This is a genomic window from Flagellatimonas centrodinii, from assembly GCF_016918765.2.
Lineage (GTDB): Bacteria > Pseudomonadota > Gammaproteobacteria > Nevskiales > Nevskiaceae > Polycyclovorans > Polycyclovorans centrodinii.
The window spans coordinates 29,455-55,073 of record NZ_CP092105.1; the positions used below are offsets into that span (position 1 = coordinate 29,455).

At 59.8% G+C, this 25,619-nt stretch carries 26 protein-coding genes; 24 read left to right on the forward strand and 2 right to left on the reverse strand.

The window, feature by feature from the left end:
• The first annotated feature begins 35 nt into the window (after positions 1-35).
• Positions 36-374, forward strand: a complete 339-nt coding sequence (locus JN531_RS16715) for a hypothetical protein (RefSeq protein ID WP_228350041.1) — start codon at positions 36-38, stop codon at positions 372-374.
• A 4-nt stretch (positions 375-378) separates the two neighbouring features.
• Complete coding sequence (gene recA, locus JN531_RS16720) at positions 379-1,449, forward strand: recombinase RecA (protein ID WP_228350042.1); 1,071 nt, start codon at positions 379-381, stop codon at positions 1,447-1,449.
• Between the two features lie 37 nt (positions 1,450-1,486).
• Here recA and JN531_RS16725 read toward each other — a convergent pair whose 3' ends face one another.
• Positions 1,487-2,245, reverse strand: a complete 759-nt coding sequence (locus JN531_RS16725; protein ID WP_228350043.1) for a hypothetical protein — start codon at positions 2,243-2,245, stop codon at positions 1,487-1,489.
• Positions 2,246-2,332: 87 nt separating this feature from the next.
• On the opposite strand from JN531_RS16725, the gene recD2 reads away from it, so the two are divergent.
• The 14 genes from recD2 to JN531_RS16795 all read left to right on the forward strand — a co-directional run bounded on the left by recD2 (position 2,333) and on the right by JN531_RS16795 (position 15,762).
• Positions 2,333-4,486, forward strand: a complete 2,154-nt coding sequence (recD2, locus tag JN531_RS16730) for an SF1B family DNA helicase RecD2 (protein WP_436233325.1) — start codon at positions 2,333-2,335, stop codon at positions 4,484-4,486.
• A 29-nt stretch (positions 4,487-4,515) separates the two neighbouring features.
• The gene (locus JN531_RS16735) at positions 4,516-5,430 is read left to right on the forward strand and encodes a ParB/RepB/Spo0J family partition protein (protein ID WP_228350045.1); all 915 of its coding nucleotides are present in this window, start codon (positions 4,516-4,518) and stop codon (positions 5,428-5,430) included.
• A 404-nt stretch (positions 5,431-5,834) separates the two neighbouring features.
• Positions 5,835-6,233, forward strand: a complete 399-nt coding sequence (locus tag JN531_RS16740) for a hypothetical protein (RefSeq protein WP_228350046.1) — start codon at positions 5,835-5,837, stop codon at positions 6,231-6,233.
• 93 nt (positions 6,234-6,326) lie between these two features.
• Positions 6,327-6,653: a hypothetical protein gene (locus tag JN531_RS16745; protein ID WP_228350047.1), complete on the forward strand. Its 327-nt coding sequence runs from the start codon at positions 6,327-6,329 to the stop codon at positions 6,651-6,653.
• On the forward strand, positions 6,650-8,413 hold the full coding sequence (locus JN531_RS16750) for a VWA domain-containing protein (protein WP_228350048.1): 1,764 nt from the start codon (positions 6,650-6,652) through the stop codon (positions 8,411-8,413). Before JN531_RS16745 ends, JN531_RS16750 begins: the two co-directional genes overlap by 4 nt.
• 75 nt (positions 8,414-8,488) lie before the next feature.
• Positions 8,489-8,833: a hypothetical protein gene (locus tag JN531_RS16755; RefSeq protein ID WP_228350049.1), complete on the forward strand. Its 345-nt coding sequence runs from the start codon at positions 8,489-8,491 to the stop codon at positions 8,831-8,833.
• A gap of 87 nt (positions 8,834-8,920) precedes the next feature.
• The gene (locus JN531_RS16760) at positions 8,921-9,229 is read left to right on the forward strand and encodes a hypothetical protein (protein WP_228350050.1); all 309 of its coding nucleotides are present in this window, start codon (positions 8,921-8,923) and stop codon (positions 9,227-9,229) included.
• A 93-nt stretch (positions 9,230-9,322) separates the two neighbouring features.
• A complete protein-coding gene (locus JN531_RS16765; protein ID WP_228350051.1) occupies positions 9,323-10,297 on the forward strand; it encodes an AAA family ATPase in 975 nt (324 codons plus the stop codon).
• Positions 10,294-11,364, forward strand: a complete 1,071-nt coding sequence (locus JN531_RS16770; protein WP_228350052.1) for a DUF3150 domain-containing protein — start codon at positions 10,294-10,296, stop codon at positions 11,362-11,364. The genes JN531_RS16765 and JN531_RS16770 overlap by 4 nt, the downstream gene beginning before the upstream one ends.
• 456 nt (positions 11,365-11,820) lie before the next feature.
• Entirely contained in the window at positions 11,821-12,075 is a 255-nt protein-coding gene (locus tag JN531_RS16775; RefSeq protein ID WP_228350053.1) for a hypothetical protein, read from the forward strand.
• A gap of 191 nt (positions 12,076-12,266) precedes the next feature.
• The gene (locus JN531_RS16780; RefSeq protein WP_228350054.1) at positions 12,267-13,508 is read left to right on the forward strand and encodes a hypothetical protein; all 1,242 of its coding nucleotides are present in this window, start codon (positions 12,267-12,269) and stop codon (positions 13,506-13,508) included.
• A gap of 478 nt (positions 13,509-13,986) precedes the next feature.
• Positions 13,987-14,337 (forward strand): hypothetical protein, encoded by a 351-nt coding sequence (locus JN531_RS16785; RefSeq protein ID WP_228350055.1) that lies wholly within the window; start codon positions 13,987-13,989, stop codon positions 14,335-14,337.
• 140 nt (positions 14,338-14,477) lie between these two features.
• A complete protein-coding gene (locus JN531_RS16790) occupies positions 14,478-14,726 on the forward strand; it encodes a hypothetical protein (protein ID WP_228350056.1) in 249 nt (82 codons plus the stop codon).
• A 613-nt stretch (positions 14,727-15,339) separates the two neighbouring features.
• Positions 15,340-15,762 carry a hypothetical protein gene (locus JN531_RS16795; RefSeq protein WP_228350057.1) on the forward strand — a complete coding sequence of 141 codons (423 nt, stop codon included), beginning with the start codon at positions 15,340-15,342 and terminating at the stop codon, positions 15,760-15,762.
• Between the two features lie 658 nt (positions 15,763-16,420).
• Here the strand turns inward: JN531_RS16795 and JN531_RS16800 are convergent.
• Positions 16,421-17,896: an HD domain-containing protein gene (locus tag JN531_RS16800; RefSeq protein ID WP_228350058.1), complete on the reverse strand. Its 1,476-nt coding sequence runs from the start codon at positions 17,894-17,896 to the stop codon at positions 16,421-16,423.
• 53 nt (positions 17,897-17,949) lie between these two features.
• Between JN531_RS16800 and JN531_RS16805 the strand changes: the two genes are divergently transcribed.
• The 8 genes from JN531_RS16805 to JN531_RS16840 all read left to right on the forward strand — a co-directional run bounded on the left by JN531_RS16805 (position 17,950) and on the right by JN531_RS16840 (position 25,612).
• Entirely contained in the window at positions 17,950-18,810 is an 861-nt protein-coding gene (locus tag JN531_RS16805; protein WP_228350059.1) for a hypothetical protein, read from the forward strand.
• An 11-nt stretch (positions 18,811-18,821) separates the two neighbouring features.
• Positions 18,822-20,399, forward strand: a complete 1,578-nt coding sequence (locus JN531_RS16810; RefSeq protein ID WP_228350060.1) for a type II secretion system protein GspD — start codon at positions 18,822-18,824, stop codon at positions 20,397-20,399.
• A 2-nt stretch (positions 20,400-20,401) separates the two neighbouring features.
• Positions 20,402-21,310, forward strand: coding sequence for a hypothetical protein (locus JN531_RS16815; protein WP_228350061.1), 909 nt, complete (start codon positions 20,402-20,404; stop codon positions 21,308-21,310).
• Positions 21,307-21,846, forward strand: a complete 540-nt coding sequence (locus JN531_RS16820; protein WP_228350062.1) for a hypothetical protein — start codon at positions 21,307-21,309, stop codon at positions 21,844-21,846. The genes JN531_RS16815 and JN531_RS16820 overlap by 4 nt, the downstream gene beginning before the upstream one ends.
• Before the next feature lie 34 nt (positions 21,847-21,880).
• Positions 21,881-22,405: a hypothetical protein gene (locus JN531_RS16825; RefSeq protein WP_228350063.1), complete on the forward strand. Its 525-nt coding sequence runs from the start codon at positions 21,881-21,883 to the stop codon at positions 22,403-22,405.
• Positions 22,405-24,420 carry a GspE/PulE family protein gene (locus JN531_RS16830; RefSeq protein ID WP_228350064.1) on the forward strand — a complete coding sequence of 672 codons (2,016 nt, stop codon included), beginning with the start codon at positions 22,405-22,407 and terminating at the stop codon, positions 24,418-24,420. Before JN531_RS16825 ends, JN531_RS16830 begins: the two co-directional genes overlap by 1 nt.
• 54 nt (positions 24,421-24,474) lie before the next feature.
• A complete protein-coding gene (locus tag JN531_RS16835; protein ID WP_228350065.1) occupies positions 24,475-25,032 on the forward strand; it encodes a prepilin-type N-terminal cleavage/methylation domain-containing protein in 558 nt (185 codons plus the stop codon).
• An 82-nt stretch (positions 25,033-25,114) separates the two neighbouring features.
• The gene (locus JN531_RS16840; protein ID WP_228350066.1) at positions 25,115-25,612 is read left to right on the forward strand and encodes a prepilin-type N-terminal cleavage/methylation domain-containing protein; all 498 of its coding nucleotides are present in this window, start codon (positions 25,115-25,117) and stop codon (positions 25,610-25,612) included.
• Positions 25,613-25,619 lie beyond the last annotated feature (7 nt).

Genomic DNA, 25,619 nt, shown 5'->3' on the forward strand with positions numbered 1-25,619 from the left:
CTTCGCGCCGAGCACTCTGGTCGTGGAGGAATGCTATGGCTGATGAAATTCGGTTGTTGCTCGACGGTGACTATCGCGCGGTCACTCCCATCAAGCTGCCGGACGGGGCGAAGTGGGTTGGAACCGACAATCAACATGCTCATTTCGAGGTGTTGGGGGAGCAGCGGGAGCGGGTGGTGATTCTTCCGATCCCCGATCGCTGCCGCTGTCGCATAGAGCGCCGAGATCTTCAGCTCGAGGGCAGTGAGGCGAAAGTGTATTGGCTCACTCCCGATGAAGCCGGCTCGTTCCTCGCGGAGGCGCGGGTGGTTCACGACACGTACCAGTGGTACTCCGTCGTGACGCCAGTGCCAATCGAAACTTCGATGGAGTAATGCGATGACCAGTGCAGAAAGTTGTGGGCGCGACAAGGCGCTGCAGACGGCGATTGCCTCGTTGGACAAGCGGTTCGGGAAGGGCAAAGTGTTTGTGTGGGGGGATAAGGCGGTCGTAAAGGTTCCATCCTTCTCTTCGGGCTCGTTGGGGCTTGATCAGGCGCTTGGTATCAATGGCCTCCCTCGGGGGCGTGTGGTGGAGGTCTTCGGGCCGGAAAGTAGCGGTAAGACTACGCTGGCCTTGCACGCCATCGCTCAGGTCCAGGCTGAAGGAGGGGTCGCAGCCTTCGTCGATGCCGAGCATGCCCTCGACCCGTCGTGGGCGAGCCGCCTCGGGGTGCAGATGGATCGCCTGGTGATTTCTCAGCCGGACAATGGGGAAGAGGCGATGGAAATCGTTGACCGGCTCGTTGCGTCATGCGCAGTCGACCTTGTGGTGGTCGATTCAGTGGCGGCTCTCGTTCCGAAGAAGGAGATCGAGGGCGAGATGGGCGACGCCATCGTCGGGGTCCAGGCGCGGCTGATGAGCCAGGGACTTCGAAAGCTGGTGGGTTCGGTGCACAACAGCAATACCACGGTACTGTTTATCAATCAGCTCCGAATGAAGATCGGTGCGATGCCCGGATCGAACCCTGAAACCACGACGGGTGGGAATGCGCTCAAGTTCTACGCTTCAATCCGGCTGGATGTGCGTCGGATCGGCGCGATCAAGGATGGCGATGAAATGGTTGGCCACGAGGCCAAGGTCAAGGTCGTGAAGAACAAGCTGGCCCCTCCGTTCAAACAGGCGATCGTCCCCATCTACTACGATCGAGGGATCTGCATGGCGGCGGAGTGTCTCGAGCACGGCGTCACGGCAAAGGTGATCGAGAAATCGGGAGTCTGGTACTCCTTTGATGGCGAGCGTTTGGGCCAGGGAGTCGGAAACTGTGTGAAACGGCTGCGCGAGGACCCATCGTTGCTGGCGCAGATCATGGCCCGGATTCGGACGGAGTGGGGCGATTTGGAGGGCGCGTGCGACGAATCCCCGGAAGACAAATGCTCGAATGAGGTGGAGCAGGACTCTGAGGCCTGAGTCGAGGACGAGTGGCGCCGCGTCGGTGCGGCGTCACTCACTCTGGGTGTCGATCGGTCGGACCAACCCTCTCAAGTGTTGGCAGGGTCCACACCGAGACGGTCGTAGTCCCAGGGCGAGGGGGCGCGGTGACCAATCCCCGCCGCCATCGAGCGACAGGCTGTATAGCCAACATTCGGCCCCCCAGCACTGTGGTGACGTCACGGGGGCCGGCCTCCATGACTGGAACCGCCGCTGGCATCGTGGGGACGGTGAATCTGCCTGGCGGAATGATGGACTGCGGGTGAACCTGGATTTCCGGGTCTCCCGACAGATAACCCCAAAGAATGAGGGAGAAGTCGAGGAGCGGCCGCAACGTCAGGCGCAGGCCTGGATCGATCGACAACAACGCTGCTTCGATCTGCTGGGCCGCTGGTTGATTGCAGTGCAGTGGTCCCAACTGAATCGGCACACTCTGGGCCTGGTCATGGCTACGGTGTCGATAGACCAGGGTGATATCCCAGTATTCCCCGCCGCCGGTACGGTGGGGAGTGAGATAGTAGCCTTCAAGACTCCCGGGGATTCCTGCGGCGGCCGTGCTGCGAAGAAATGGCAGCATTTCGGGAAGATCCGGGAGCGCGTAGTAGGCCGGGCCGTCCAGCGGCATGAATGCACCCAGACCGGCGTTGGGGTCGATGTCTGACTCTGAGATAAGGAAGGCGAGAGCATCGGTCGGAACAACGACCGCACTGTCCTGGTGCGTGAGCAGCTCCGCAGCGGCCGGGTGCGTCGGGTGGCGGATCGGGTGTGGGTGCATTGCTCCTCCTTTGCGATTTAGACGCAGATCATCCCCGGCGTCTGTCTAGTGAACGATGCAGGGCCTACAGGAGGTAGTGGATCCGGTATGACAGGGGCAGTAATCCTCAATGGCGAGGTGACCAGCGTTCGATTTCGCAGCACATCGAGCGGGTGGTCGGTGCTGCTTGTCAGGGAATCTTCATCCCAAAGGGACATCGAGGTCACTGGAATTGCTCAAGGGGTGGAGCCAGGACATTCGGTTGAGATCGAGGGCGAATGGGTTAGGGGGCGCGGGGGTGGGCGTCAATTGAAAGCAAAGCTGATTCGGCGGGATTTACCGGTTCGGATTGACGGTATCGAGCGATTCCTCAGCGGAGGGCACTTCAAGGGGGTGGGACCTGGACGCGCAAAGGCGCTGGTTCAGGCCTTCGGGGAGCGTACGCTGACAGTAATCGCCGATGATCCGGCCCGCGTCGCTGAAGTTCATGGTTTCTCGCGCGAGCTTGCGCTGAAGATGCGGGAACTTCTGCACCCCATGAGGGTGAGGGCCCCGGCAATGGCTTCGCTTCAGGAGGTGGTGGGCCCCGGAACCGCAGATGGCCTAATAAGTCAGTTCGGCGGTAGCGCCGCAACGATCGTTCATGAAAATCCATATCGGCTGTGCTCTGAGGCGAAGGGTTTCGGATTCCTCCGAGCGGATGAAATCGCCCGGAAGTCTGGCATGCCGGCGGACAGTCCCCACCGATTGGCTGCCGGCATTGGGTATCTCATCGATCAGGCGGAAGGCCAGGGCCATGCCGGCTTGCCGGACGACTATCTGTATTGGCGACTCGCGAAGATCACGGGGGTACCCGCGTCCCGAGCGCGACGTATCTCGCCCGTTGCCGAACTCGATGGTTTGGTCATCACTGCCACCCCGAGCGGCTGTATGGTCCAGAAACGGCACATTCACGAGACCGAGCAGGCGATCGCCGATCTGCTGGTGGCTATGGCCAACGCGCCGGCAACGGCGCCCCCGACGTCGCAGGTCGACGGGGCAATTGGAAGGGCAGAGCGGGCGCGGAGAACGGTCTTGGATGATCGCCAACGGGCAGCAGTTCGACAAGCCGTGACGTCAATGGTGAGCATCGTCACCGGAGGACCGGGTACCGGCAAGTCAGCGACCCTGGGTGTGCTGGTAGGTGTCCTCGGGCGCGCTCAAGTCGCCCAAGCGGCGCCAACCGGGAAGGCGGCGAGAAGGATGCAGGAGGCCACCGGACATCGGGCCGGCACGTTGCACGCATTACTGGCCTTCAACCCCAACACGAAGCGTTTTGGCAGGAATGAAGACCTGCCGATAGATGCGCCTGTGGTGGCGGTGGATGAGGTGAGCATGCTCGACATCCATCTGCTGCTCGCCTTGTTGAAAGCCCTCCGACCTGGCCAACGACTCGTTTTGATGGGCGATCCCGACCAACTACCTAGTATTGGAGTTGGCAACGTCCTGCAGGACCTGATCGACTGTGAAGTGATTCCGGTCACACGCTTGGAAACGGTCTACAGGCAGGGCGCCGGCAGTGCGATTCTGGCCAATGCCAGACGGGTGATTCGGGGTGAAATGCCGGATCTGGAGGCCGGTAGCCAGGAGTTCCGCTTCCTGGAGGCCGACAACGAGGAAGCTGCACTTCGTCTTGTGATGGATCAGGTGTCGCGGGTTCTGCCGCGACACGGGATGGACCTTCGGCGGGACATTCAGATGCTCACCGCCATGAACAAGGGCATGGTTGGTGTCGAGGGGTTGAACAGGGAGATTCAGAGACTGTTACCTGAGTCTCCCGGGGTCGACCTACAGGAGGAGCGCGCTTGTGTGGGTGATCGGGTGCTGCAGACGCGAACAAATCACGACCTGGGCCTTTACAACGGTGACCTGGGTCTGGTGACTGAAGCCAACGCAGAAAGCAAAGTCCTGAAAGTCCGCTTCGATGGGCGAACGGTGACCTATGGCCCCGAGCGGAACCAGCTCCGACTGGCATGGGCGATGACCACACACAGAGTTCAGGGCAGCGAGTTCAGCGCGGTACCCATGGTGTTCTCGCAGCGAATGTCCATGATGTTGGACAGGGGCCTGCTCTACACGGCAATGACCCGCGCCCGGTACGAGCTCGTAATCATTGCGCCCAAAAGCCTGATACGTCAGGCCGTTTCCAAGAAGCGGGTTCGACACAGCGGTCTGGTCCACAAGATCCGAGAAGTGGCCGGCGCGGGGAATGTCGCTGTCTAGGGACCGCGAGGAGCCAATGGAGGGAGTACATGACAGCATTTGACAGCCTGATGGGGAGCGCTTCGCCGCCAGCGCGGGGCAAAAAACGGACGAAAGCACGGCCGACGGACAACGCAACCAGTCGTGTCCGAGTGGACCAATTGCTGCCGGACCCCTTCCAGCCGCGCGAGGTGGTCGATCCTGAGGCGTTGGAGGAGCTGGCCAATTCGGTTGAACACGACGGGTTGATACAACCGATCGTAGTCCGGCGGTCGCCTAACAACGATGACGCCTTTTTGGTCATGGCTGGCCAGCGAAGGTGGTTCGTTATTCGGAAGCTGGGATGGAAGCACGTCGACGTCATCATCCGTGAGATGGACGATGAGTACGATATCCGGCTGTTGCAAAGCGCCGAGAACAAGCACCGGCGGGGGATTAGCCTTGTCGAGGAGGCGCGAGCTGTAGCAGCGACCCTTGCCGCCGGCGCTGCCAGAGGACACAACCGGACCAGCATCGCTGCCGCAATGGGCTATCGCCGGGATCACTTCAACAACCTTCTCTCCTTTGCGGACGCGCCCGACGCCGTGGTGGGGCTCTACACGGATGGAGTCACCAGGAACCTTGAAGCGTTGCGCGCTGCTACTGACATTCATCGGGCATCACCCGATCTCTTTGCTGCGGTTACGCGGCCCAGGATGATGACCGCGAGGCAGATGAGAGCGATAGCCCTCCGTCTGAAGGCCGGTGAGTCGGCCCCAGCAGTTCTCAAAGGATTGACCGAGGGCAAAGGTCGCGATCGACCGAAGAGAGCCAGGGTTGCCCTGGCTGGGCGCTTCGGGTGGGTCTCTCTTGGGCGGCTGCCAACGCTGCAGGTCAGCCCCGAGATAGAGGTCCACTTTGATGATGGCGACCGAATGCGAATCAATGTGGAGAGCGAACCACTGAGCTGGTGCGGTCTTGGCTGAACCAGGGGGCAGCTTGACAGCGTGCCCGCGGACTGGTACGAACGGATTAATTGTGGTGCTTTCCTAGCAACTATTGCGACGGAAAGATGATGTTCGACAGCCCCTAGTGGTGTTGACATCGACCTGGAAGGAGACTTCTCCCAACAGGACAACCTGATAGACGAGACTTTCTCGTCCGAGAGCCATGAAGTGTCTCCCGCGCTGCGGTAGAGACCTGTCAGTTGTGGCTCACTATTTCCAGTGCATTCCAGCCCGCGAGCCTTGTGGCTAGTGGTGGTCTGTGCTTGATCGAACAATCACGAGGTGCAGCTTGTGATTGCGCTCACTTTTGTCTGCACACCCCGAAGGGACGATCTAGCTCCCTTCGCGGGCCTTGACGCCCTTCTTTTCCTTTGGAGGTCGTCATGTTGAAGGCATTTTTGTTGACTCTGTCCGGTCTCTTTCTGGGGCTCGGCATCATCGCTTTGCTTGTGGATGGACTGCACAGCCCTGCGATTCCGCTCTTAGCAATGAGCTATGTGGTGTATCGGATGCTCAAGGCTGCCGGCGACAAACAGTTCTTTCTCGAGACTGTTGATGTTGCTGCTCTGCCTGAGGATGGAAGCAAGGAGGTCGCGAACTGGTTTGACGATCAGCTTGAGATCTTCGTAGGTACGCTCGCTGTACTGGGCTATGCCGCGCTGACCCTTGATCCGGTGTTCTTCGGAACAGCGGTGGTGATTTACTTGATTGCCAGCTACTGCGGCTATCGAGCTAAGCGGGAAGAGATTGCGTACTTCACCTACTACGGTGCGCAGTCCTAACCATTTGTGCCCTGATGGGAGGCCTATGACTTCCCACCTGGGACGTCTTTGCCTCCATTTTTTTGTTCCGAGAGATCGGAGAAGGAGGTAAGGATGAAGATTCTTGAATGGGCTGGCTGCACGTTCGGGTTACTCGGAACGCTCATAGCCGCCCTCAATGCTGATTGGCTCTTCTGGACCTTCGTGGTCTGGCTGTTCAGCAACATGTGCTGGATCGCTGCGGGCCTGCTGCGAAAGCAGAGGGCTCTGGTGATTCAGATGCTGGGATTCTCGATTGCTGGCGTTATCGGCCTCGTCAATCACTTTCCCAGGGAAGAAGTCGATTGCTTCTTGAAGCGTGACTTGCCCGATTGGATGCAGTCGAGTGACTGCCTCAGCCCGGGTGATCAGCTGAAGTACTGGGGAGGGCAGTCAAAATGATGGCGCTCTCACCAATTGCATTGCTGAAGCATGGGGCATTGGCTCGCGAGAGCCTCGGGTTCCTGCTGAAAATGTTGGCCACGACACTGAATGTGAGGCTCATGTTCGGAACGAGGGCGGCAACGGATGGTGAGGTGGTGTACCTGCCACACATCCCGTACAAGGCGACACCTGAGCTGGTGGAGATGGTGGTTGGCAACCTGTTTCACGAGGTCGCTCATCTCTGGTTCACGGACTTTGATGTCGTTGGCAGAGCGGTGCGTAGTTCCGATAGGCCCAATATCTTCAAGGGCCTGGTCAACGCGATCGAGGACCCGAGGATTGAGGCATGCCTGCGTGTACGCATGCCAGGGGCGCTCGGTAGGATCTACTCAGGAAGGCGGCAGGCCAAGATGCTGGGCTTTGTTCGTCAACCTGATGGGCCGTTGAACGCACTGCTTCTCGTAGTGGTACTGACCGGACATGGCCTCAATGGCATGGACGTATCTGAGCAACTGGCCGCGGCACGCTCGGTTTTGCAGGGCGCGCTGTCGAAGGATGTCGTCGACGAAATCGAGGAGTCCCTGAAGGTTGGGTTTCCGCGGTTGAAGTGTACGGCTGACGCTCTGCAAATGGCTCAAGAGATCATGGTATTGATCGAACGAGCCGAATCCTCACAGCCGAATGATGCGTCCACTGGCGATCCGGAGTCGGAAGGCGAAGACCAAACCTCTGACGAGGAAGGGTCTGAGACGACCGAAGCCGAATCATCAGGAAGCCAGTCCGGAGGTGGATCTGATGAGGCAACAGATGAGGGTTCAGATGTCGACGGTACAGAGGCGGTAGGCGGCAGTGATGGGGGCTCGCAAGGTCCTGACAACGAGCCGGCTATCGATGCCAATGTGTCGATACTCGATGGCGAGGTGGACAACCCTGGTGAAGCGGATGTGGATCTGAAGGCTGCGCTCGCGCAGGCAGCCGACGACGAACGAAAGGGCCAGCCCCACTCTGCGGCCTGCACTGCAGGTCGGGCAGGACTGGAGCTGGACCGAATCCGCGGATCTGATGGGTATGGCGACACCTATGGAGAGTTGAGAGCTCAGGCAGCCTCACAGGCCGACGAGGTGCGCAAGCACTTTTTGGCGTTGATGGGGCGAGCTCGAGCCAGGCGTCTGATCCCTCGGTCGAGTGGACGGCCACGTCCGGGAAAGTTCTTGGTTCCTGGATCGAAGCCGTTCGGGCGCCCTGCGGAAAGCCTGATCCGTGAAACGGCGGTCGGTCTTATCGTGGACTGCTCAAGCTCCATGGCAGGGTCACCTGCACGTCTAGCAGCGCAAGCAGCGGTAGCTCTAGTTGAAGCGGCATCTGGTGGTCGTCTACCAGTCGGAGTGTGGGCGTTTACGGGCTCGGAGGTAGTTGAGCTCAAGCGTTTCACACAACCGGTTGGTGACGCGGCGGGCAAGATTGGCGCCCTCCCGTTCCTGCCTTCTGGTGGAACGCCACTGGCACAAGCTTTGGAGGTGGCCGGTGAGCAGATGTTGGCTCGTTCGGAGGCCCGAAAGGTCCTTTTTGTCGCCACCGACGGCGAACCGAATGATCCAGCCCATGCACGAGCTGTAATTGCTGGACTGGCGGGGCTCATTGATGTTTTGGTCATCGGAATCGGTGGCCATAGTGCAAAGGGCCTGGTTCCAGATGCCATTGATGTATGCAGTATTCAGGACCTAGGTCCTGCACTTATCGAGCAGCTGAGGGCGCGAGTCATACGAAGCGCTGCCTGATTCTGCTGATGCCCACATGGGGATGGATCTCTCCCCTTGTGGGAGAGGCCATCCCCTTTTCTTTTGGAGATGGTCATGGAAATGCAACTTGATATCCGCCGAGCGACAGCAACACTGCGAAAGCAGCAGATGCAACTCGCGGAGAATCGCAGGAAGTATGCAGAGGGAATGGAGCCCATTGGGGCACTGTTCGTACTCTATCGCGGTTGGGCTGCCGAACGACTTCACCCCCTGCGGCACCTTTGGGTGCAGCGGGAGAAGGAAATCCGTCAGGAGCTCGGCCCGGCGGCGGAAACGGTGATAGAGCTGGTCAAGGTTGCTGCAATGGACCTGGATCGACTCGACCCCCAGCTGCTCGAGCGGCAAGTGCGCAACGCATGCAACTTTCTGGGTGCAGACACCCAGGCTGCGGCAGCCTAAGCGCTCACAAATTTGTATCCCAACGGGGATGATCATCCCCGCGTGGGATGGCATCCCTTTTCTTTTTGCAATGTGAAGGAGAAGGTGATGGAGCAACTCAAAAGACTGAAGGCCGAACGCCTTCAAAGGGCCCTGAAGGCCCGTCAGGAGGCGATGGGGGGCGACCCCATTTCGGCATACCTGGTTCTGGAGGCGGCAGCCCGCGAGGGATTGCCGACCATCGGCAGCATTCGTGATCGAGCCTATGATCGGCTCAGCGCCGTTTATGGCGCAGAGCGAGCGAGCCGGATTCGTATCCTGGTCCACAGAGCGGTTCGGGATATGGACGATGTTCAAACTGCTGACTTCGAACGTCAGCTTGGTGATGTTGTTGGAGAGGCGGCCTTGGCCGCTTAGCTTCGTTGTAACCCCGTGGGGGATGTACTTCCCCCATGGGGGTGGTGCGTCTCCCGTTTTTCATTATGTTGCCCGCAAGGGCAGGAGACGCTCATGAACTTTGTAGAACGTAGCGATGGAGCAACGCCCCAGATGATGAATCTGAGCGGAGCCTTCAACATCACCGGCGTAACGGACCCCAGCCTTCCAATCAACTGTCCGGGCTGGACCAACCCTACGCCAGCCTCAACCAAGGCACTGGACCGCATCCCGCCCGGCTTCTCGGCATCCATCCAGGATGTTCGCGCCGTTGCGGCCTCTCTGTATACCGGGCATGCCCTGTGTATCGTAGGGCCGCAGGGGTGCGGAAAATCAACGCTGCTGATCGCGATTGCGGCGCTCTGCAACTGGGACTTCGAGATCATCACTGGTGATCCGTCGGCCGAGTTGATGGACCTGATGGGAATTCGGCTACCGGAAGGTGGGTGGCTTCCCAACGGCGCTCTGGAGTGTTTCGAGCACGGGAAGCTGTTGATCATTGAGGAGCGGGACTCGTTCAATGCATCAACGACCACCGGGCTGAATCCTCTGATCGATCGGACTGGCCTTCGTGTTCCCTATCGGGGAGAGACGGTGCACTCGCACCGGAACTTCCGCCTATTGGGCACGGCCAATACGGTCGGAAACGGGGAGGGTCTGGAAACATTCGTTTCGTCTCAGACGCAGACCCCGGCAGCGAACCGGCGCTGGATGTTTCGCAAGATGGACTATCTCTCCCGCAAGGAGGAAGAAGCCATCGTGCGGCAGCGCTGTCCCGCTGTGCAGGATGAGGAGCTCGACGTCATCTTCTCGGTTGTCGAGGCCACACGCAGTGCAGCGCGTGATGGAGCGATGACCGCGATGTCGACCGGTGAGGTTGGAATGATTGCCGATCTGCTCAATGTGATGTCGACCTCCCTGTTCCGTGACGTGTTCGACCTCGTCTTCTTCTCGAAGCTGCCGGCTGCTCAGGCTGCTGCCGTGGAGGAGATGTGGAAGACCGCTGCGGGGGACAAGCTGGCAGCAGCGATGTCGGGAGGTGCGCAATGAGCCGCGAGGATGTGATGACCAGAGGCGACCTGGTCGCAGTCAGGTTCTCGTGTCACCAGGTATCACCAACCCGAACCCTTGACGGGGAGACGGTCAAGTCGGTGCTTGGAACGGTGAGTCTTCCGAAGGGGCTGGATACCCTTCTCCGGCAGGAGGTCATCAGTCGGGAGGTATTGCGGCCGTTTGGCGCGGTCGACAAGCGGTGCAAGGAGTGGTTCGAGTATCGGGCTGTAAAGACGGAACTCGGCTACATCATCGACCCCCGCTTGATGCCGGAGGCGTCAGCGAAGCTTGCTGAGGAGAAGGCAAAGTACGAGGAGGAACTACCGAAGTTGGTGGCCTCCTATGCGGACGCCTGCAGTAAGCGCGATGACGAGATCGCCAAGGCCGTAGCCGGGGTGCCATATGGCCCCGGTTTACAGGCTGCGGTGAAAGCAGCACGTCCTTCGCTGAGCTCAATCGAAGAGAGTGTCTACATGGAGTTCTATTTCTTCCATGTCGGACAGATCAACGACGGGTTCGATGAAGAGGCGGAAGCAGCCGTGCAAAGCGGTGTGGTCAACCTGCGGAAGGATCTTCCGGGGATGGCCTGTCGCGAGGTGGCGAAGCTCTTTGGACAGCAGGAGAAAGAGATCGCCCGGCGGGAGCAGGAGCGGGGGATGACGGGGAAAATTCGTCAGACCACTGTGGAGGTTGCGTTGAAGGGCGCTGAAAAGCTCTTCGCTGTGTCCTTCCTGGATCGCAAGATCCAAACGCTTGGGAACCAGGTTCACGCCGCCCTAAAGGGCTACGTTGGCACTGGGCCCCTTGACGGTGATCGTCGCAAGGAGTTTCTGGCCTTGCTCAATCGACTGTCGAGCCAACGGCATCTGGTCCGCTGCATGGAGACTGGTGCTGACCCGACGGCTGGGCCTGCGAAGGTTCAGCATCAACAGGTGGTCTCGCCACCTCCCCAACTGGCACTGATGCAGAACCCGGCCCAGCCGGTGCCCGCGTCGGTCGGTGTAGGGGTGGCAAGGCCGGCTTCAGCTGGTAACGCAGCTCCCGTAAGGGGGTTGTTCGGATGAACTGACCATCCGGAGTCCGCGGTGGGGTGAGGCGCGCAAGCGTCTCATCCCACTGTGCGTTTCCGAGAGGCACGAGCCTGTCGAAAGCGCATGATGCGCGATACCGATTTTGTGGTGCCCTTCAGATCCCTAGCGAGATGAAGGTTTGAGTTCTGACAGCCGACTATCGGTGTTGGTCTCACCCTGTGGGTTCTCTCCGGTTCCCCAGGACAAGCTGGAAACGGTGGCAAGCTCATATTGCTACCTTGATGGGCATCTGATGCGCTCGGATTAATCCTAGAGTTCATCGCCAACGCTGCCCACCTATTATGGATGTCGGTTCCTTGAGCTGCGGCACTCTGCTGCTCATGCGCATCGTTCATCTTCGTACCTGTTCGGTTCCCTGGGGTCATTACTCTCCCCAAGGGAGCGGCTATGACCTCTTCTGTTGCACTACTTTCTGAGAGGAGGTTGGTCATGGCGGAGGTACTTGATATCGAGATGTTCACGAACGACTCGGGCGTGTCCTGTGCGGTTGTGAGCAGCGTCGATGATGTGTTGACGTCCCCGATCGAAGCCCATGCTTCTGTCGACGGCGTTGTGGTCTTCTCCGAGATCGGCTGCTACAGCGATATCGACGAAGCGAGAAGTGAACTACTGGGTCTGGATGAGCTCGGACGCGGTCGGTTCGATGGAATCAGTTTGGTTCCAGGGCGAGCAGCTGCAGCTTGATGGAGTTGGTCGCTGTTGCACGTCACTGGTCACAGCTAAGTGATCGAGTGGGGTGGTCATAGCCTTATGGCTAATTAACCGGGCGTGTCGTCACTTTGGTGATCGCGACGCTCACTTTCTTTGTATCCCTGAGGGGGCCTCACTGCCCCTCCTGGGTGCCGTGCTGCCTCCGATTTATCTAGGAGGTTGTCATGGCAGCAGCAATTGTTGATCTATTCTCGTTGGCGGGCGTGCAAATGCCGCTCGGATTCAGTCCGCGTGGAGTGTGTGACGCCGTTGAGAAGGAGCGAGTCTTCGTCGAGTCTGTCGTCTTTGGCGTTGGATTCCGCGAGTGGGATCATGACTCGGTTTCGGCAACTGAAAGCCCGGCATGGGAGCGGTACCAGCATCATCGCAGCGAAGGGTACAGCCCTCTTGATGCGGCGGTTCTGTCCATTCCCGAACTGACGAAGCGGCTGCGCCCGCCCGTCTCTGAGCTTGAACGTGCAAGCAAGATGTTGGCTCCAGCGGCAAAGCGTTCGTCAGGCTGGGGCTCGATGTCCGGCAAGTCGTATGCGCGTGCAATGCGGAACGTCATCGAATCCGTTCGGAGCTATCTGGATGTGTTCGAGGATGCGACGGATGAGTATGCGCGAGCGAGCAGTAGACTCGCGTTGTACGCACTCGCGCCGTGTCGACTGGAGGTGTCAGAGGATCTGGAGGAGTCACTGACGTGGCTTCTTCCGGAAATGCTGGCGCCACATGAGCTTGTTGAAGATTGGCGGTTGAAGGGTGATACCGAAAGGAATCGCCTCAAGAATGCCAATCGTCTTGCGGCTCACGATGCGGAACGCAAGGAAAGGGAAGCAGCTGAGGCACTGGTGCCGAAGGCGGCTCCCCCTCCTGGCGGATTCCGCTCATCGCCTCCCAGTTATTCGGAGCTTGGTCTCCGGGTGGTTGGCGGATGGGAGATGAGCTGGCGCAAGCCGAAGGGTGACAAACCGCCTCCGCCGAAGCCGATTCATGCACCGCTACCCATGGTGCGGTTCAAGGACTGGGTTGAGGCGGAGCCAAAACACGTCGTCGAGGTCAAGCAGGAAAGTCGCTGTGACTATTTTGTGATTCGTGATCACGACGGGGTGCTGGAAGTTCAGTACCGTGTGTTGGCTGATGGAAAGGGGTCGATGCTGGATTGCATCGTGCTTGAAAGGGACCGTGGCTGGAATCGTACGCGCCTCTCGGGGTGGTGTAGGGAACAGCTTCAAGATCCGTTGCTTGGGTTCGCGGATCCGTTCGAGCAGCTTCGCAGTATGGAGCGGTTCGGCGGGACCATTTCGCCTGAGTCGTTGAGGAGCACTGATCGCTACAGCGATACAGATGAAGTTATGGACCAGACTCGGGGCATTCGCACGGATGATTGTGCGGGCCTTCCCGATAACTGGTTGGTGCTGTGAGGGCGTCTGAATTGGAGGTTCAGCGGCGTCGACTGCAGCAGCTCGGTGCGGTTCCGGCTGTGGTGGTTGAGTCGCAGGACCTAAACCTTCCGAGAGAGCTCCAAGAGGGGCTCTTCGGCGGGCGCGATCCAATTCTTGCGCGCTTCTTCCTTGATGGATCTCTGGTGAGGGAAGGCCAGTTCTTTGATGACTGTGGCAGGGACATTCCGATAATTCCGGAGGTCACGTATCGACTTCGCAAATCGCAGGACGGCTTTGCTGTCGCGATGGGTGTAGTCGGTCGCCGCTGGTCTGAAGCGGTCCTGTTCCCGGTAGCGCTTTGAGAGGCTGCTGGATATTGACGAAATTCACCCGGCCCTTCGGGGCCGGGACTCTCTTCGGTAGATGCGGGCGAGAAGCGGGCGCTCCACCGAAGCACATGCGGGTCATGTGCTTCGGGGAGCGCTCGCTCCTACGTCCTGTAAACCGGAGAATTCACATGACGACATCACTTTGTAGCGGCGGCATCAAGCGTCGCGAGTTTGCACTACGGTTCTTGTCTGACACGCCTGACGCGGTAATCGAACAGGCAGTTGGATACGCGAACAGCCTGCTGACTGAGCAGGTCGCCGGGTTGTGCTTCTTCCCTCTCAGCTTCACCAATGATGTTCTCGGAACGACACCTGTGAAGGCTGTTCACCTCCGAGCGGACGATGAGAGCTGGAAGAAGTTTCAGTCACGGGGCGTGAGCGCTACGCCTACATTGGTCCAGGCCATGAAGATGTCGACGGTTCGCCGTCGGCGCCCTCGTGAACTGGCAGCGATGTGGGATCAGGCGCATGTTGGGTGAGAGTTGGCCTTACCCCTACCGGAACCGTATTGATGCATATGAGGCGCCTTGAGCAATCAAGGCGCCTTTTTTGTTTGTGCATCATCTGAAAATGTGCCGGTGTATGCTTTGCGGCATCTATCGAGCCGGATGTCTCTACCATGGCGATGGGGAAGGAAGAGCTGATCAACTGGATGCGTGCTGATCTCTCCGAGCGCATGGGGGAGATTGATGACCTCCTTGAGCATTCTGATGGCATTCGGATCGTGATCGTGCTTGAAGACGCCTGTGGGCGCATGCACCAAGTTGCTGCCCGGGTCGAGTACCGAGGGATTCCCGATACGCTGCTGCATACCGACGACGGCGTGCTGTCTCTCCGTGAGTATGCAGTTGTTCGGTTTGGTGTCTGAATACAGGGCACCGTCAGGCCCGCTGCGTGCAGGCTTGCGGTGGCGGCAACAGATCGGTAGAGCTTCTCCATAGCCACTAGGAGTGGATGATGGGGAAGGGTAGATTTTTGATGCAGCACTGGATCTTCGGGTCCGGCATTCGGTTCGGCATCATCGACTACATCAGGCCGTCGGCGGCCGGCGGCGAGGAAAAGCGCTGCGTCAGGGTCCAAGCAAGCCGATTCGAGAGGGGTTCTCCACCTGAGGAGCCCTTGTCGCTCGAGCTCGCACCTTCCACCGCGGCTGCGTTGCTAGCCGTATTGAGCGGAGATCGGGATCAATGTGGTCAGCGGCTGGTTCGCCCCGGTCTTGCGAAACTGTTCGGCTGCATGGCCAAGACTCATGCGGGAACTCGGGGCGTTCTGCCATATTCAGTACGTCTGTCTGCTGCCGGCTGCGACTACACCTGCAGTCTCACGGAGGATGACGCGCTGCATGGCGCGGCTGTGATCTTGCATCACTTTGCAGCGACTGCGCCAGTTGATGTTGCTGTGTGGGTCGATCACGTTCGCCGGCACGGCCGTAGCGTCGCGGATCGATTTCAAAGGGCAAGTCGCGGCATGGAGGTGCAGACATGAGAGGCCTGTTGCCCGAGGAGGAGCAGGCTCTTGTTCAGATTCTCAATCTGAGAGCGTCTCCGCGCCGAGACGCTGCGCTCCACGTAGTAGCGCTCTGCAAGGCCCGGGGATGGCTCACCCGCGGCGAGATTCTGGATGAGCTTGCGACCACCTTCTACTGGAAGTGTCTTGATCGAGCGGTCGACGCCCTTCTCGCATGTAGGTTGATCGAGGTTGTTGACGGGGTGGCCTTGACCCAAGGTGGGGGCCGGAAGTTTCGACTGCGTGCCGCGGCCGGAGTCATGGACCCGGACAGCATCGACCAGAGTGTGGGCGAGGAGGCCTTCGAATGTCACGCCGATCCGGGGCTCGGGGAGGTCTATTTGGGAGTGACTGATCAGGAGGCTGCCATTGAATGGGACATCGACATCTGCGGTTGAAACGCATCCAGTGATGGATATCGGGGTGTCGGGAACCGACTGGCACCCGTTGTCGGAAGAAGCGAGGCAAGTTGCGACCTACTATTTCAATGCGGTGATCAGCCGCGGCGGCTGGCCCTGGGCGAGGCTGCCGGTTGTGATCGAGTACGGTGTAGCGGAGGGCCGTGTGGCGCGCTATCGCCTGGAGGAGGGCGAGATCCATGATGATGGATTGCATGGCACGGTGATCCTTCGCCTCGACCTGCACTACCTGGTCCAGCAGCCTGAAACGGTGCTGCGGTGGGTGCTGCCTGAGATTGTTTGCCGAATTGTGGAGGCGATACAGAAAGCGAGCGGGAAGCCGGCTCTATCGTGGGCTGCCATCTACGCCAAGCTCACTGGGGGCGCTGCTCGCACCGCTTCGGAGATCGAACAGACGTTCAGCCGGCTCGCGGAAGGGGTCGACAGCGGTAACCGCTTGGCCGCCTGTGGTTGCCCGGGGCGTGATCGCTTCAGGGTTATGGATGATCAAGAGGCGATACGGATGGCTGAGGGACGCATCCGTTGTGACACCTGTTCAGAACGATACGAGCTGGTGAGTGCAGGGCATCAACCGGCCTGGCTGCGTGACGAACTCGCATTCATTGCCGCTGCACGCGAGGCCTCGGAGGCTGGGGTACTAGCGGCTGGGGCCGATTCTCAGGGCGAACGGGTTGTCGCCGAAGCGCTCGAGTCGAGCGCCGTCGCGCTCGGCCAAGGCGCGACGACTGAGCAGCAGACAGGGTCCGACATTGACGAAACCGCTCCTGACGGTGAATAGGGGCGGGGTGGGGCTCAAGTCGCGATAGCTCTTCATGAGCAAGCCCAACTCGTCCAGTACAGTGACAATAGGGGTCAGGGCTGGATGGGGCATTCGGGGCAACGGCTTGGCCCTGATCGCGAGCGCATTCTGTACATCCTCAGAGAGGAGATCCAGCAACCTTGCCCTAAGGGCACTCTCCTGGACGGCGACATAGCTGCGTGCAGCACAGGTGAAGCCTTCTGACTTGGCCTTCTCGTCGAAGGCTTTATTGACGTTGCAACTGAAGATTGCGTTCGGGAGGGCGGCTGACAGCTCTGCGTGGACCGCTGGATCGGCCAAGGCATCGCGGGCGCTGAGCTGGTCTTCTCGGGTGGTGAGGCCGTCCGCCACCCGGATCGCATGGACCAATGCGCGCACGCGATTGTCTGCCTCCTCGTTGATGATCGGGACCGTCGGTGTGTTGTTGGCATGGGCGTATGCCATCGTCGCCGACAGAATGCGGCGATCGACTGAAGTCAGGGCCTGGAATTCCCTGATGGTCCGCAGAATGTGGGCCGATAGGTGGTCATGGTTTCTACTGACCTTGACCCATATATGCTTTCCCTCGACCCCCATCTCCTGCTGATAGGCGAGGATCTTGCCGAGATCGTGTGCAAGGCCGACAACGGGGGCCAGGGGCTCATCTGGGAGCAGCCCGACCATTTTCTCAGCTACGGCGATGCTGTGGTCTCTGAGCCCAACTTTCGCATGATGCCCGGCGGGGTCACATGACCAGTCTGCATGGGCCTCCAACACCTCAAGTAGGGCAATCTGCAGGACATTGGGGGGACTCATGTCAGGATCGCCCTCGAGTTCCAAGGGCGCTCTTTTGATCCAGAGATGGGCCTCCGGCGCCGGTTCCTCAATCACGGATCCGCTGTAGTCGTAGATGGCCAGCACGCAGGTCGGGGTATCAACAACCTCGCGGGTATCGAGTTCATGAAGTGCAACATAGTCGCTACCCGCGGAGCGCTGGCGAGATGCCCGGAAGAGAAGCACAGCAGTCCACGCCACGAAGGAGGCGAGTCCGGCGCCTCCGGTCCAGAGCACGGCATTCAATCCTGCGACCAGTACCGACGCCCCGGCACCGGTCAGGCCCCCCTCCTGCAGAACTCCCCCTACGTTCTTCGGCACCCAGTACAGGCTCGGGATGATGCCGTCCGACATGACGTACCTGGCGAAGGCCAGATCGAGCCCAAGGGCGGCAATTGATATTGACGCCATCAGGTAGAGGGTTATGAGCACCACCGCGGTGGCGAAGAGCCCCCGCCAGATGCTGATGGTAGCGATGGTGGTGTGCTGAGGGGTGGCCATAGAGCATTAGACGCCCCGGCCACCCCACGGGGAATTCGTCCGTCTAAGACCTCATGAGCAACGACGGAGCGCTGAAAATGAAAGTGATGGTGTTGGTCGCAGGGCTGGGGTTGAGCCCGCTGGCCCTGGGGAGCCCCTATTGGGGTGCCAATGATCCCCCGAAGGGACGGTACGATCTGGCCGCTGCCGTGGATGCTGTGGTGCCCACGGAATCCTGTTGGAAGATCGAGATTGGGCACAGCCTGAAGGGCAGGACAGTGACCCCTCCGGAGCCGGGGCTCGAATGGCGCGACCAGCTGCACTACATGGCGTACCACGGCGACTTCGATGTCGAGTTCGAGCCGGATCGGTGTGTGGTGAAAATTGTGAAGGCAAAGCCGGCGGAGGTGCAGCTCGCTAGCTCAGCACCTATGCCCGTCTCGGATTCGAGCGTGCACTCCCGCTCAGGAGCCGTCCCCGCAGATGACCAGGTCGACCCAGGCACCGCGTCCAGGTCGGGGGCACCAGGATCGATGTGGACTCCCGTGGATCAGGCTTCGTCGGTGAAGCGGGCGACTCCCCTTGAACTGGATAGCTTCCAGGAAGGGGTCGTGATTGACGACACTGGCGCCGGTATCCCAGGGAGCGTGAACGACGGACCTCGGGTCTATGAATCCCTGGCTGAACTGTTGAATGAGCGGATTCGAGTTGACAACGTACGTGACGCAACTGTTGAAGAAGCCCTACGAGCGGTTCTCCCAGCTGGCTGGGTGATCGATACAGGTGCTATGGAGGAGAGTATCCAGGATGTCCGGGTCGACTTGACCACTGGGCAAGCTCGTGGCTCCGTGCTGTCAGATCTGGCGCGGGAACTCTCCGCCTCGTACCACCCCTATGTCGAGTTCAATCGATTCGTGCTCGCGCCGAAGCGCTGAGAGGTGACCCCATGCAGAAAGTTCTCACACCCCTGATCGCAGGGATTACCCTCTTGGCCGGATGCGCAACTCAAATCAGTGAGGAGCGTCGGACGCAGGTATTGTTGCCCGAAGAGGATACAGCCCTGACGGTTGGGCGGCGGCCGGAAGGAGCGCCCACATTCCTTCGCGTTTACCGCGTAAATGACGCCTCGGTCCGGCCAGTTCGCTTGGCTGGTGTGCCATTGAGCTATGTGCTGGCCGAAGCGCTTCCGGACCACCAGGCTGTGGCGATCGATAGTGGCGTCCTGATGGATGGCACCGTGAGCATCGCTTCGCGCGGCGGTTCGGCGGCACAGTTCCTTGAGGACCTCGGGAGGGTGTCAGGCTACGACTTCAAGATCGTGGGCGAATATGTCGAAGTTCGGAGTGTCATCACGGAAGAATGGACGCTGGCCGCGGTTGCCGGCCGCTCGAAGTCGGAAGCTCGAGTGCAAGGGGGGTCTTCATCCCAAAATGGCCAGGGCGCCCAGGGTGTCGGTGGCGCCAGCCAAAGCTCCTCAAGCGGAGGTGAGGAGCGAAAGCTCTCAGCTGAGTTCACCAGTGAGATTGATGAATGGGAATCCATCGTTTCGGGGGCGCGAGCCATTCTTGAAGGCAAGGCGGGCGCGCCGAGCGCCCCAACGCCGATTCCCGTGTTCACGGACAGCGCAGGTCAACAGTTGAACGCGGTTTCCCGGGCGGCGCCTGCGCAGACCAACATCCTCTCGGTCCGATCGATCGGGCTAATTCAAGCCACCGGACCTGTCTCGCGCATTCGCGCGATCGACAGCTACCTTTCCTCCGTCCAGGTCAAGAGCCTGAGACAGGTTCGGCTTTCGGCGCGGTTCGTGGAAGTGTCGTTGTCCGACAGCAAGAGCCAGGGGATCGATTGGAGTGCTCTCGGGCAGCACTTCTTCTCCAATGGGGTCAAGTTCGGGCTTGATGCCGGCGGCGACTTCTCGGTGGGGACCGACGGCCTGGGTGGGTTCAACCTCGGCCTCGATCTTGAATACGGTGACGAATCACTGACAGCCTTGATGAGCTTTTTGGCTCGCTATGGTGATGTGACGCTACGTGACCAACCGCAAGCCACCACGACGAACGGGAAGACGGTCTATATCGGCTCTGGTGAGGAGTTCGGCTACATAAGCGCGATTCAGCAGGCCGTTACCCAGGGCGCGATTGCGACGACGGGTTCAACGCAGCGAATCCTTATCGGTGTCGAAATGGCTGTAACCCCACGCGTGCTGGACGATGGACGTGTGCTGATCGAGATCGTGCCCGTGGTGTCGACCTTCCGTGGGTTCGACGACTACGAGATTGATGGCAACGTGTTCAGTCAGCCCCGGATCACGCTGAAGCAGCTGGCCACACAGGTGATCACCCGTTCGGGCGAGCCGGTTCAGATAGGCGGCCTTATCTCATCACGCCTTACCTCCGAATTGAGGAAGCTGCCGGTCGGGGACAAGGAAACGCTCGGGCTTGGTCCGTTGTTTGAGGCCCAGCTCAATACGCTGGATCGGACCGAGCTAATCCTCCTGGTCACGCCATATCTTGAGGAGACCTGATCGTGCTGACGCTCGATTCCGTGTTGGATGTCGGCAAACACACGGTAGTGCTGATTATGGACGAGGTCGCGCCGGCCTCGTCCTACGAAGATCAGGCGGTGTTCGTTGAGCCGAGCACAGCATCGCATGAGTTCATCTGGTGCCGCGAGCAGGACGTTGTTAATGCCCGGGAGCGTCATCCGGGCGTACCGGTATTCGGGGTCTGGCAAGTTGCCCTTCTCAACGGCTGGGTCGATGTAGGCTCACGCATCTCGTACATTCGTACGGACGTCGACTCGGGCCTCTACCTGGCGAGTGACGGTGAGAGGTTCGTGGAGAGCGGGCGGTTCGCAGCGGGACAGATTCTCGGCAGCCAGTTCGACCTCCCCCCGATAAGTCAGGGACGCGAGGTTGATGCGTTCGACACTGCTCGGGTTGTGCGGCTCCCAATGCAAGGGATCCAAACTCCAGCAGAACGACACGCTGCGCGGATGCACAGCCGGCGTGGACTGATGATGCTTGGCTCCATTGGGGCGGTGATAGTCGCAGGAATTGCAGGCGCGATTGACATGTCACTCGCGCTGGCTGGCGAGCGCAGAGGTGCTGAAATTGACCAGCTCAAGGCTCAGGCCAGCGAGCTGATGGCTGAGGCCCTGGAGCTCGAGAAAATTGCTGATCCCTTCACGGATATCCAGCGGGCAAAGTTTGTGGTGCCGCTCGGTAGGACGCTGGAAGTTCTCCGTGGGACCGGACCGCGGCCACTGAGGATGGAGAACAACTTCGATGCAGTGCAGTGGAACGTCGCGGCAACGCGAGTGCCGCTAGATCTGACATTCCCAGTGTACTTGAGCGCGATTCCCGGCTCGCCGACGGTGTATTCATTCTCCGCCACGGCAGATGTCGAGCCAGGTCCGCCGGAGGCCATTCAATGAAGCTGGGTAGCGTCAACCTCAAACGTGTTCTGCGCGTAGCAAGCAACTCCTCGGTAGCGGGACTCTCCGGGGCAGCCAAAGAGCGAGCGCTGGTGCTGGTCGTCGTGCTCGCATTGGCTGTGGGCGCCGGATACCTGGTCGTCAGCCGCGATGCAGAGCGACCCTCGCGCGACGATGTTGCCGATGCCCAGAGCAAGCTGCGGCTGGCCAGAACAACCGTAGAGGAGCGAAAGACGGCCGATCGACTCCCGCCGCTGCCCAGTTCATGGGCCCGGGTGACGAGTGTTGCTGGTGGCTGTGGCGTGGAGCTGGAGCCCAGAAACCCAACCGACACAGCAGCAGGGGACTACGAGGGGCTAGCCCCCAAGTGGAAGGGCACATTATCCGGTGAAGCGGGAATGGTGGTTGTGTGTGCGATGACCCTGCTGAGGGACCTACCAGTCTGGCCGACCAGTATCAGCATCACCGGCGAACCGCTGGATCGCCGTGGGACTTTTCGCTTTTCCGTATTAGGGAGGCTCGACAATGCGAGTTAAATCAGTTGTGACGGTTGTGGGACTGGCGTTTGCAATGAATGCCTACAGCCAGGTTGAATCAGCGCAGGACGGGCCCGCAGGCGCTGGCCCGGTCACACCATCAATATCGGAGCAAGCCCTCGAGTACGAACGGGCCCTGCGGCTCCACAACGATCGAGTTGCTGATCTCCAGCGGCAGGTCCGTGAAAAGTCACTTGAGGTGGAACTGGCCGAGCAGATTCGCGCGAAGACTGAAGCGGAGAGTGGGCCCGCAGCGGGGGCGCCGAACTTTGCTGCCGGTTTTCGCGACTCAACGGTGCCGGCGGCGCCTCAGCAGGCTCTAAGCAGCACGCCGTCGATCGCCGCAGATCTGCCCGAACCCGAACCGGAGGCGCCGCGATTGGTCGGCATCATCGACGGGCGGGCGATAATGCAAGTGAGCGGGGGATCGCTGCAGAAGATTCAGCCTGGTGGAAGGGTCGGTCCCTTCACGGTCAAGCGGATCACTGATCGTGATGTAGAGCTGAGCTATCGCCATCAAGGTTCGGTGCGGTCAATGACACTCTCGACGCTGAACTAATGCGCGATGACGCCCGCAGTGTGCTCGACCAGGTCATCCTCCCGCTAAGAGAGGATGAGTCGCTGTCCGAGCGCGCAGAAGCGCAGGTGCGCGAAGAGTGGCGGCGGAACGGCTCGCCCCTTCTGGTGCCCAAGTTGCTGGAACTTGGCGTCGCAAGTGGGAGAGTGGCCACGGCAGTCGCAGAGGCGCGCAGACTTCCAGTCTATCCGTCGTCGAAGTATGGCAGCGACGGGAGTGATGAGGCTCCGCCGTGCGGTGTAGAACGCGGAGACGACGCCGAGTGGATCTATTGCGACAATCAGATCCTGTACGTTGTAAACCCCTTTGACGTAAAGCTGCTGAAGCGACTACAGGGCGAAATCAAGGAGATCGCAGCTCTTGGCGTTATCGCGAGAGCTAAGCTGAAGGAGAGTGCGGCACAGTCGTTGGAGCCGTTGGCTGGTGACGATCAGAAGTATGTTGTTGCGTTCGAAAAGGTCCTGACAGTGATCCGCAACGCCGCAAGGGCAAAGGTTGCAGATATCCACCTAACACCATGGGCGGATCGGTGCGATGTCGCGTACAACATTGACGGCGAGCTCGGGACACCGGTGGCACGGCTGTCACATGGCGAGTACCTACTCTGGATCAATAGTATTCAGGGCAAGATCAACAAGACGTCTGGCAACTACGTTGAGCCCGAAAAGGGGATGTTCACCGTTACCGTAGATGGTGGACATGTGATCAAACTCCGCGTCCAGGTCTGGCCTACAGTCATCGGCAATAGCGATCAGAAGTGGCCGAAGATGGTCCTCCGGTTGCTCAACAACGAGGTCGAGACGAAAACCCTCAGGCAGGTTGGCGTTCCTGATTGGTCAACCAACAACCAGTTGCTGAAGATGCGGATGCTAATCGAGCGTCCGGAAGGGCTAGTGGTTCTGACCGGGCCGACCGGGTCGGGAAAGACGTCGAATCTAGCTGCAGTTCAGGGAGACCTGGTAAGAACCAATCCGAACCTGGTCATTTACACCGTTGAGGACCCTGTCGAGATTTCACAGAGTGGGGTCGTCACCTCAGAGGCGGAGCCAAAGGCTAAGTTCTCCTTCGCGGAGGCGGTAGAAGCCTTTTTGCGCGGTGGCCCCCACGTGATCATAGTTGGGGAGGTTCGTGAGGAAGGAGTAGCTGCGCAGGCGCTTCGTGCCGCCATTACCGGACACCTTGTCTTCACGACGCTTCACACGAACAGCGCACCGGGCGCAATTACGCGGCTGCTGGATCTGAAGTGCGATCCGTTCATCGTAAGCGCGGCGCTGATAGCTGCCACGGGTCAACGTTTGGTGCGAAAGCTCTGCATGGACTGCTCAACAAAGGTTCGATGGGGCGAACTGATCAGTGGCGAGCACAAGAGTCTCCAGGGACTGGATGCCGAGACACTAAAGGCCCGCTACATTAACGCGAAGGCTCTGTACGGCGGGCTCGATTTCTATCCCAAGTCGGTCGATCACGAGGTTCGAGTACCCCGCAAAGGGGGGTGCCCGAAATGCGATCGTCGTGGATACAAGGGTCGTGTCCTCGTGCATGAGCTGCTGATGATCAGCAAGCGTATCGAACGGCTGATAGCAAATGGGGCGGCTGAATCTGAGATTGTCCGCCAGGCCAACCTGGAAGGGTTCAAGCACATGGGCGAGCATGCCATGAAGCATGTCTACGACGGGACCACATCGCTAGAGGCGGCCTCGAAGGTCTTGGACCAGTTCTGCGACATGGATGACCTGATGCTCGGCGACACGAAGCAGGCACCGGCCCCGCGGCGACCCGAGCTGGTTGTGACAATGCACCCAGAGCTCAACAGAGTCGTTCTCAACGTACTTGGGGAGCCGCAGGGGGTGGAGCAGTTGGTAGAGGATATTCGGCAGGGTCGGGATCGGACTGCCGAGCTGGCAGAGCTGCTGAAGGTGCGGGAGCGACTCGATGATCTGCTGTCGACTCATGATGTGGCCAAAAGTCTGCCGACTTTGTCACGGCGCGCCGTCTAAGTCAGTGCAGCCCTGCAGTGGGCTGTTTCTCTCCAACTGTAAGGGACCTGTCCTATGTACAAAGCAAACTTCAAGGCTGCTCGTGGTATGAGCATCAAATCGGCAAAGCAAAAGGGCTTTACGTTCATCGAGCTGGTGGTGGTGCTGGTCGTCCTCGGCGTCTTGGCCTTCGCGGCCTATCAGTTCGGCGTCGGCAAGCGCGGCGAAACGGACTTCAGCCGTGGCGTCAAGCTGATGACCTCGGATACGCTGGAAGTTCTCGGTGCGATCTACGAGAACAACGCTGGAACCTATGGGAACCTGGGAGGGGCAACCTTCGATGCTGATTCAGCGAAGGACTCGCTGGTTGCCCGTGGCCTGCCCACCGATGCGCCGTGGCGTCAGGACTGGGCGGTGCAGTCCCGTCCGGCTGGTGGGCAGAGTCTGGTACTTGATTGGCCGTGTGCCAACCTGCCTGCGGGCTGCACGGAGCTCTTGAATGCCCTGAACTCGCGTGTTGCTGCCGATCCCATCGGGAACAATGCGGCAGCCAATCGAGGCATCACTGCCGTGACTACCGATGGCACGGGAGCGACGGAGGCGATTCGAATCACCTACGGGCGCCCGGCCTAATCGCGTTGCACTAACAGGCGGGGCCGGTCTGAGGCCGGCTCCGCCTATTTTTTTGTATGTCCTGTCGCCCCTGAACTCACATATGAAGAACGCCAGCCGGGGATTCAGCCTGGTTGAACTCGTATTCGTACTGTTGCTGATATCGGCAATGGCGGTGGGCCTTTTTAGGTTCAACGAGGGGCGGCGTGCAGAGTTGATGTTAAGCGCTGCGGTAAGAACAATTGTCGTGGACATTCCGGGAACGCTCCGTCCATTCTGGGAGATCAACGGCTACAGCTATGGCGCACTCGGAGCGCCGGGGTTTGATGCCGATCGGGCAAAGACAACCCTTGTAAAGCGAGGGATTCCGGCGGCAATGCCTTGGAGAGACCCCTGGGAGGTCGTGTCACGAACCTCGGCCACGGTGACGATCGACTTTACGTGCGGCGGTTTTCGCCTCGGCTGCAGAGAACTTGTAGCCGCTGTGGCCTCAGCGCGCGAGAGTGACCCATTGGGGAACAGCAATTTGCGCGGGGTAACCTCGACCGCGGTGCACAGCGAGGGAGCCGAAGCGGCACTCCGCGTCGTCTATGGACGTTGAAGGAGGC

Bases quoted from the DNA above. Each gene is read 5' to 3' on its own strand.
- JN531_RS16800 (WP_228350058.1), bottom strand. From the start codon at position 17,896: ATGGCCACCCCTCAGCACACCACCATCGCTACCATCAGCATCTGGCGG.
- JN531_RS16820 (WP_228350062.1), top strand. From the start codon at position 21,307: ATGAAGCTGGGTAGCGTCAACCTCAAACGTGTTCTGCGCGTAGCAAGC.
- JN531_RS16770 (WP_228350052.1), top strand. From the start codon at position 10,294: ATGAGCCGCGAGGATGTGATGACCAGAGGCGACCTGGTCGCAGTCAGG.
- JN531_RS16765 (WP_228350051.1), top strand. From the start codon at position 9,323: ATGAACTTTGTAGAACGTAGCGATGGAGCAACGCCCCAGATGATGAAT.
- JN531_RS16775 (WP_228350053.1), top strand. From the start codon at position 11,821: ATGGCGGAGGTACTTGATATCGAGATGTTCACGAACGACTCGGGCGTG.
- JN531_RS16825 (WP_228350063.1), top strand. From the start codon at position 21,881: ATGAATGCCTACAGCCAGGTTGAATCAGCGCAGGACGGGCCCGCAGGC.
- JN531_RS16740 (WP_228350046.1), top strand. From the start codon at position 5,835: ATGTTGAAGGCATTTTTGTTGACTCTGTCCGGTCTCTTTCTGGGGCTC.
- JN531_RS16715 (WP_228350041.1), top strand. From the start codon at position 36: ATGGCTGATGAAATTCGGTTGTTGCTCGACGGTGACTATCGCGCGGTC.
- JN531_RS16750 (WP_228350048.1), top strand. From the start codon at position 6,650: ATGATGGCGCTCTCACCAATTGCATTGCTGAAGCATGGGGCATTGGCT.
- JN531_RS16725 (WP_228350043.1), bottom strand. From the start codon at position 2,245: ATGCACCCACACCCGATCCGCCACCCGACGCACCCGGCCGCTGCGGAG.
- JN531_RS16810 (WP_228350060.1), top strand. From the start codon at position 18,822: ATGCAGAAAGTTCTCACACCCCTGATCGCAGGGATTACCCTCTTGGCC.
- JN531_RS16760 (WP_228350050.1), top strand. From the start codon at position 8,921: ATGGAGCAACTCAAAAGACTGAAGGCCGAACGCCTTCAAAGGGCCCTG.
- JN531_RS16735 (WP_228350045.1), top strand. From the start codon at position 4,516: ATGACAGCATTTGACAGCCTGATGGGGAGCGCTTCGCCGCCAGCGCGG.
- JN531_RS16745 (WP_228350047.1), top strand. From the start codon at position 6,327: ATGAAGATTCTTGAATGGGCTGGCTGCACGTTCGGGTTACTCGGAACG.
- recD2 (WP_436233325.1), top strand. From the start codon at position 2,333: ATGACAGGGGCAGTAATCCTCAATGGCGAGGTGACCAGCGTTCGATTT.
- JN531_RS16830 (WP_228350064.1), top strand. From the start codon at position 22,405: ATGCGCGATGACGCCCGCAGTGTGCTCGACCAGGTCATCCTCCCGCTA.
- JN531_RS16785 (WP_228350055.1), top strand. From the start codon at position 13,987: ATGACGACATCACTTTGTAGCGGCGGCATCAAGCGTCGCGAGTTTGCA.
- JN531_RS16755 (WP_228350049.1), top strand. From the start codon at position 8,489: ATGGAAATGCAACTTGATATCCGCCGAGCGACAGCAACACTGCGAAAG.
- recA (WP_228350042.1), top strand. From the start codon at position 379: ATGACCAGTGCAGAAAGTTGTGGGCGCGACAAGGCGCTGCAGACGGCG.
- JN531_RS16780 (WP_228350054.1), top strand. From the start codon at position 12,267: ATGGCAGCAGCAATTGTTGATCTATTCTCGTTGGCGGGCGTGCAAATG.
- JN531_RS16840 (WP_228350066.1), top strand. From the start codon at position 25,115: ATGAAGAACGCCAGCCGGGGATTCAGCCTGGTTGAACTCGTATTCGTA.
- JN531_RS16795 (WP_228350057.1), top strand. From the start codon at position 15,340: ATGAGAGGCCTGTTGCCCGAGGAGGAGCAGGCTCTTGTTCAGATTCTC.
- JN531_RS16790 (WP_228350056.1), top strand. From the start codon at position 14,478: ATGGCGATGGGGAAGGAAGAGCTGATCAACTGGATGCGTGCTGATCTC.
- JN531_RS16835 (WP_228350065.1), top strand. From the start codon at position 24,475: ATGTACAAAGCAAACTTCAAGGCTGCTCGTGGTATGAGCATCAAATCG.
- JN531_RS16805 (WP_228350059.1), top strand. From the start codon at position 17,950: ATGAGCAACGACGGAGCGCTGAAAATGAAAGTGATGGTGTTGGTCGCA.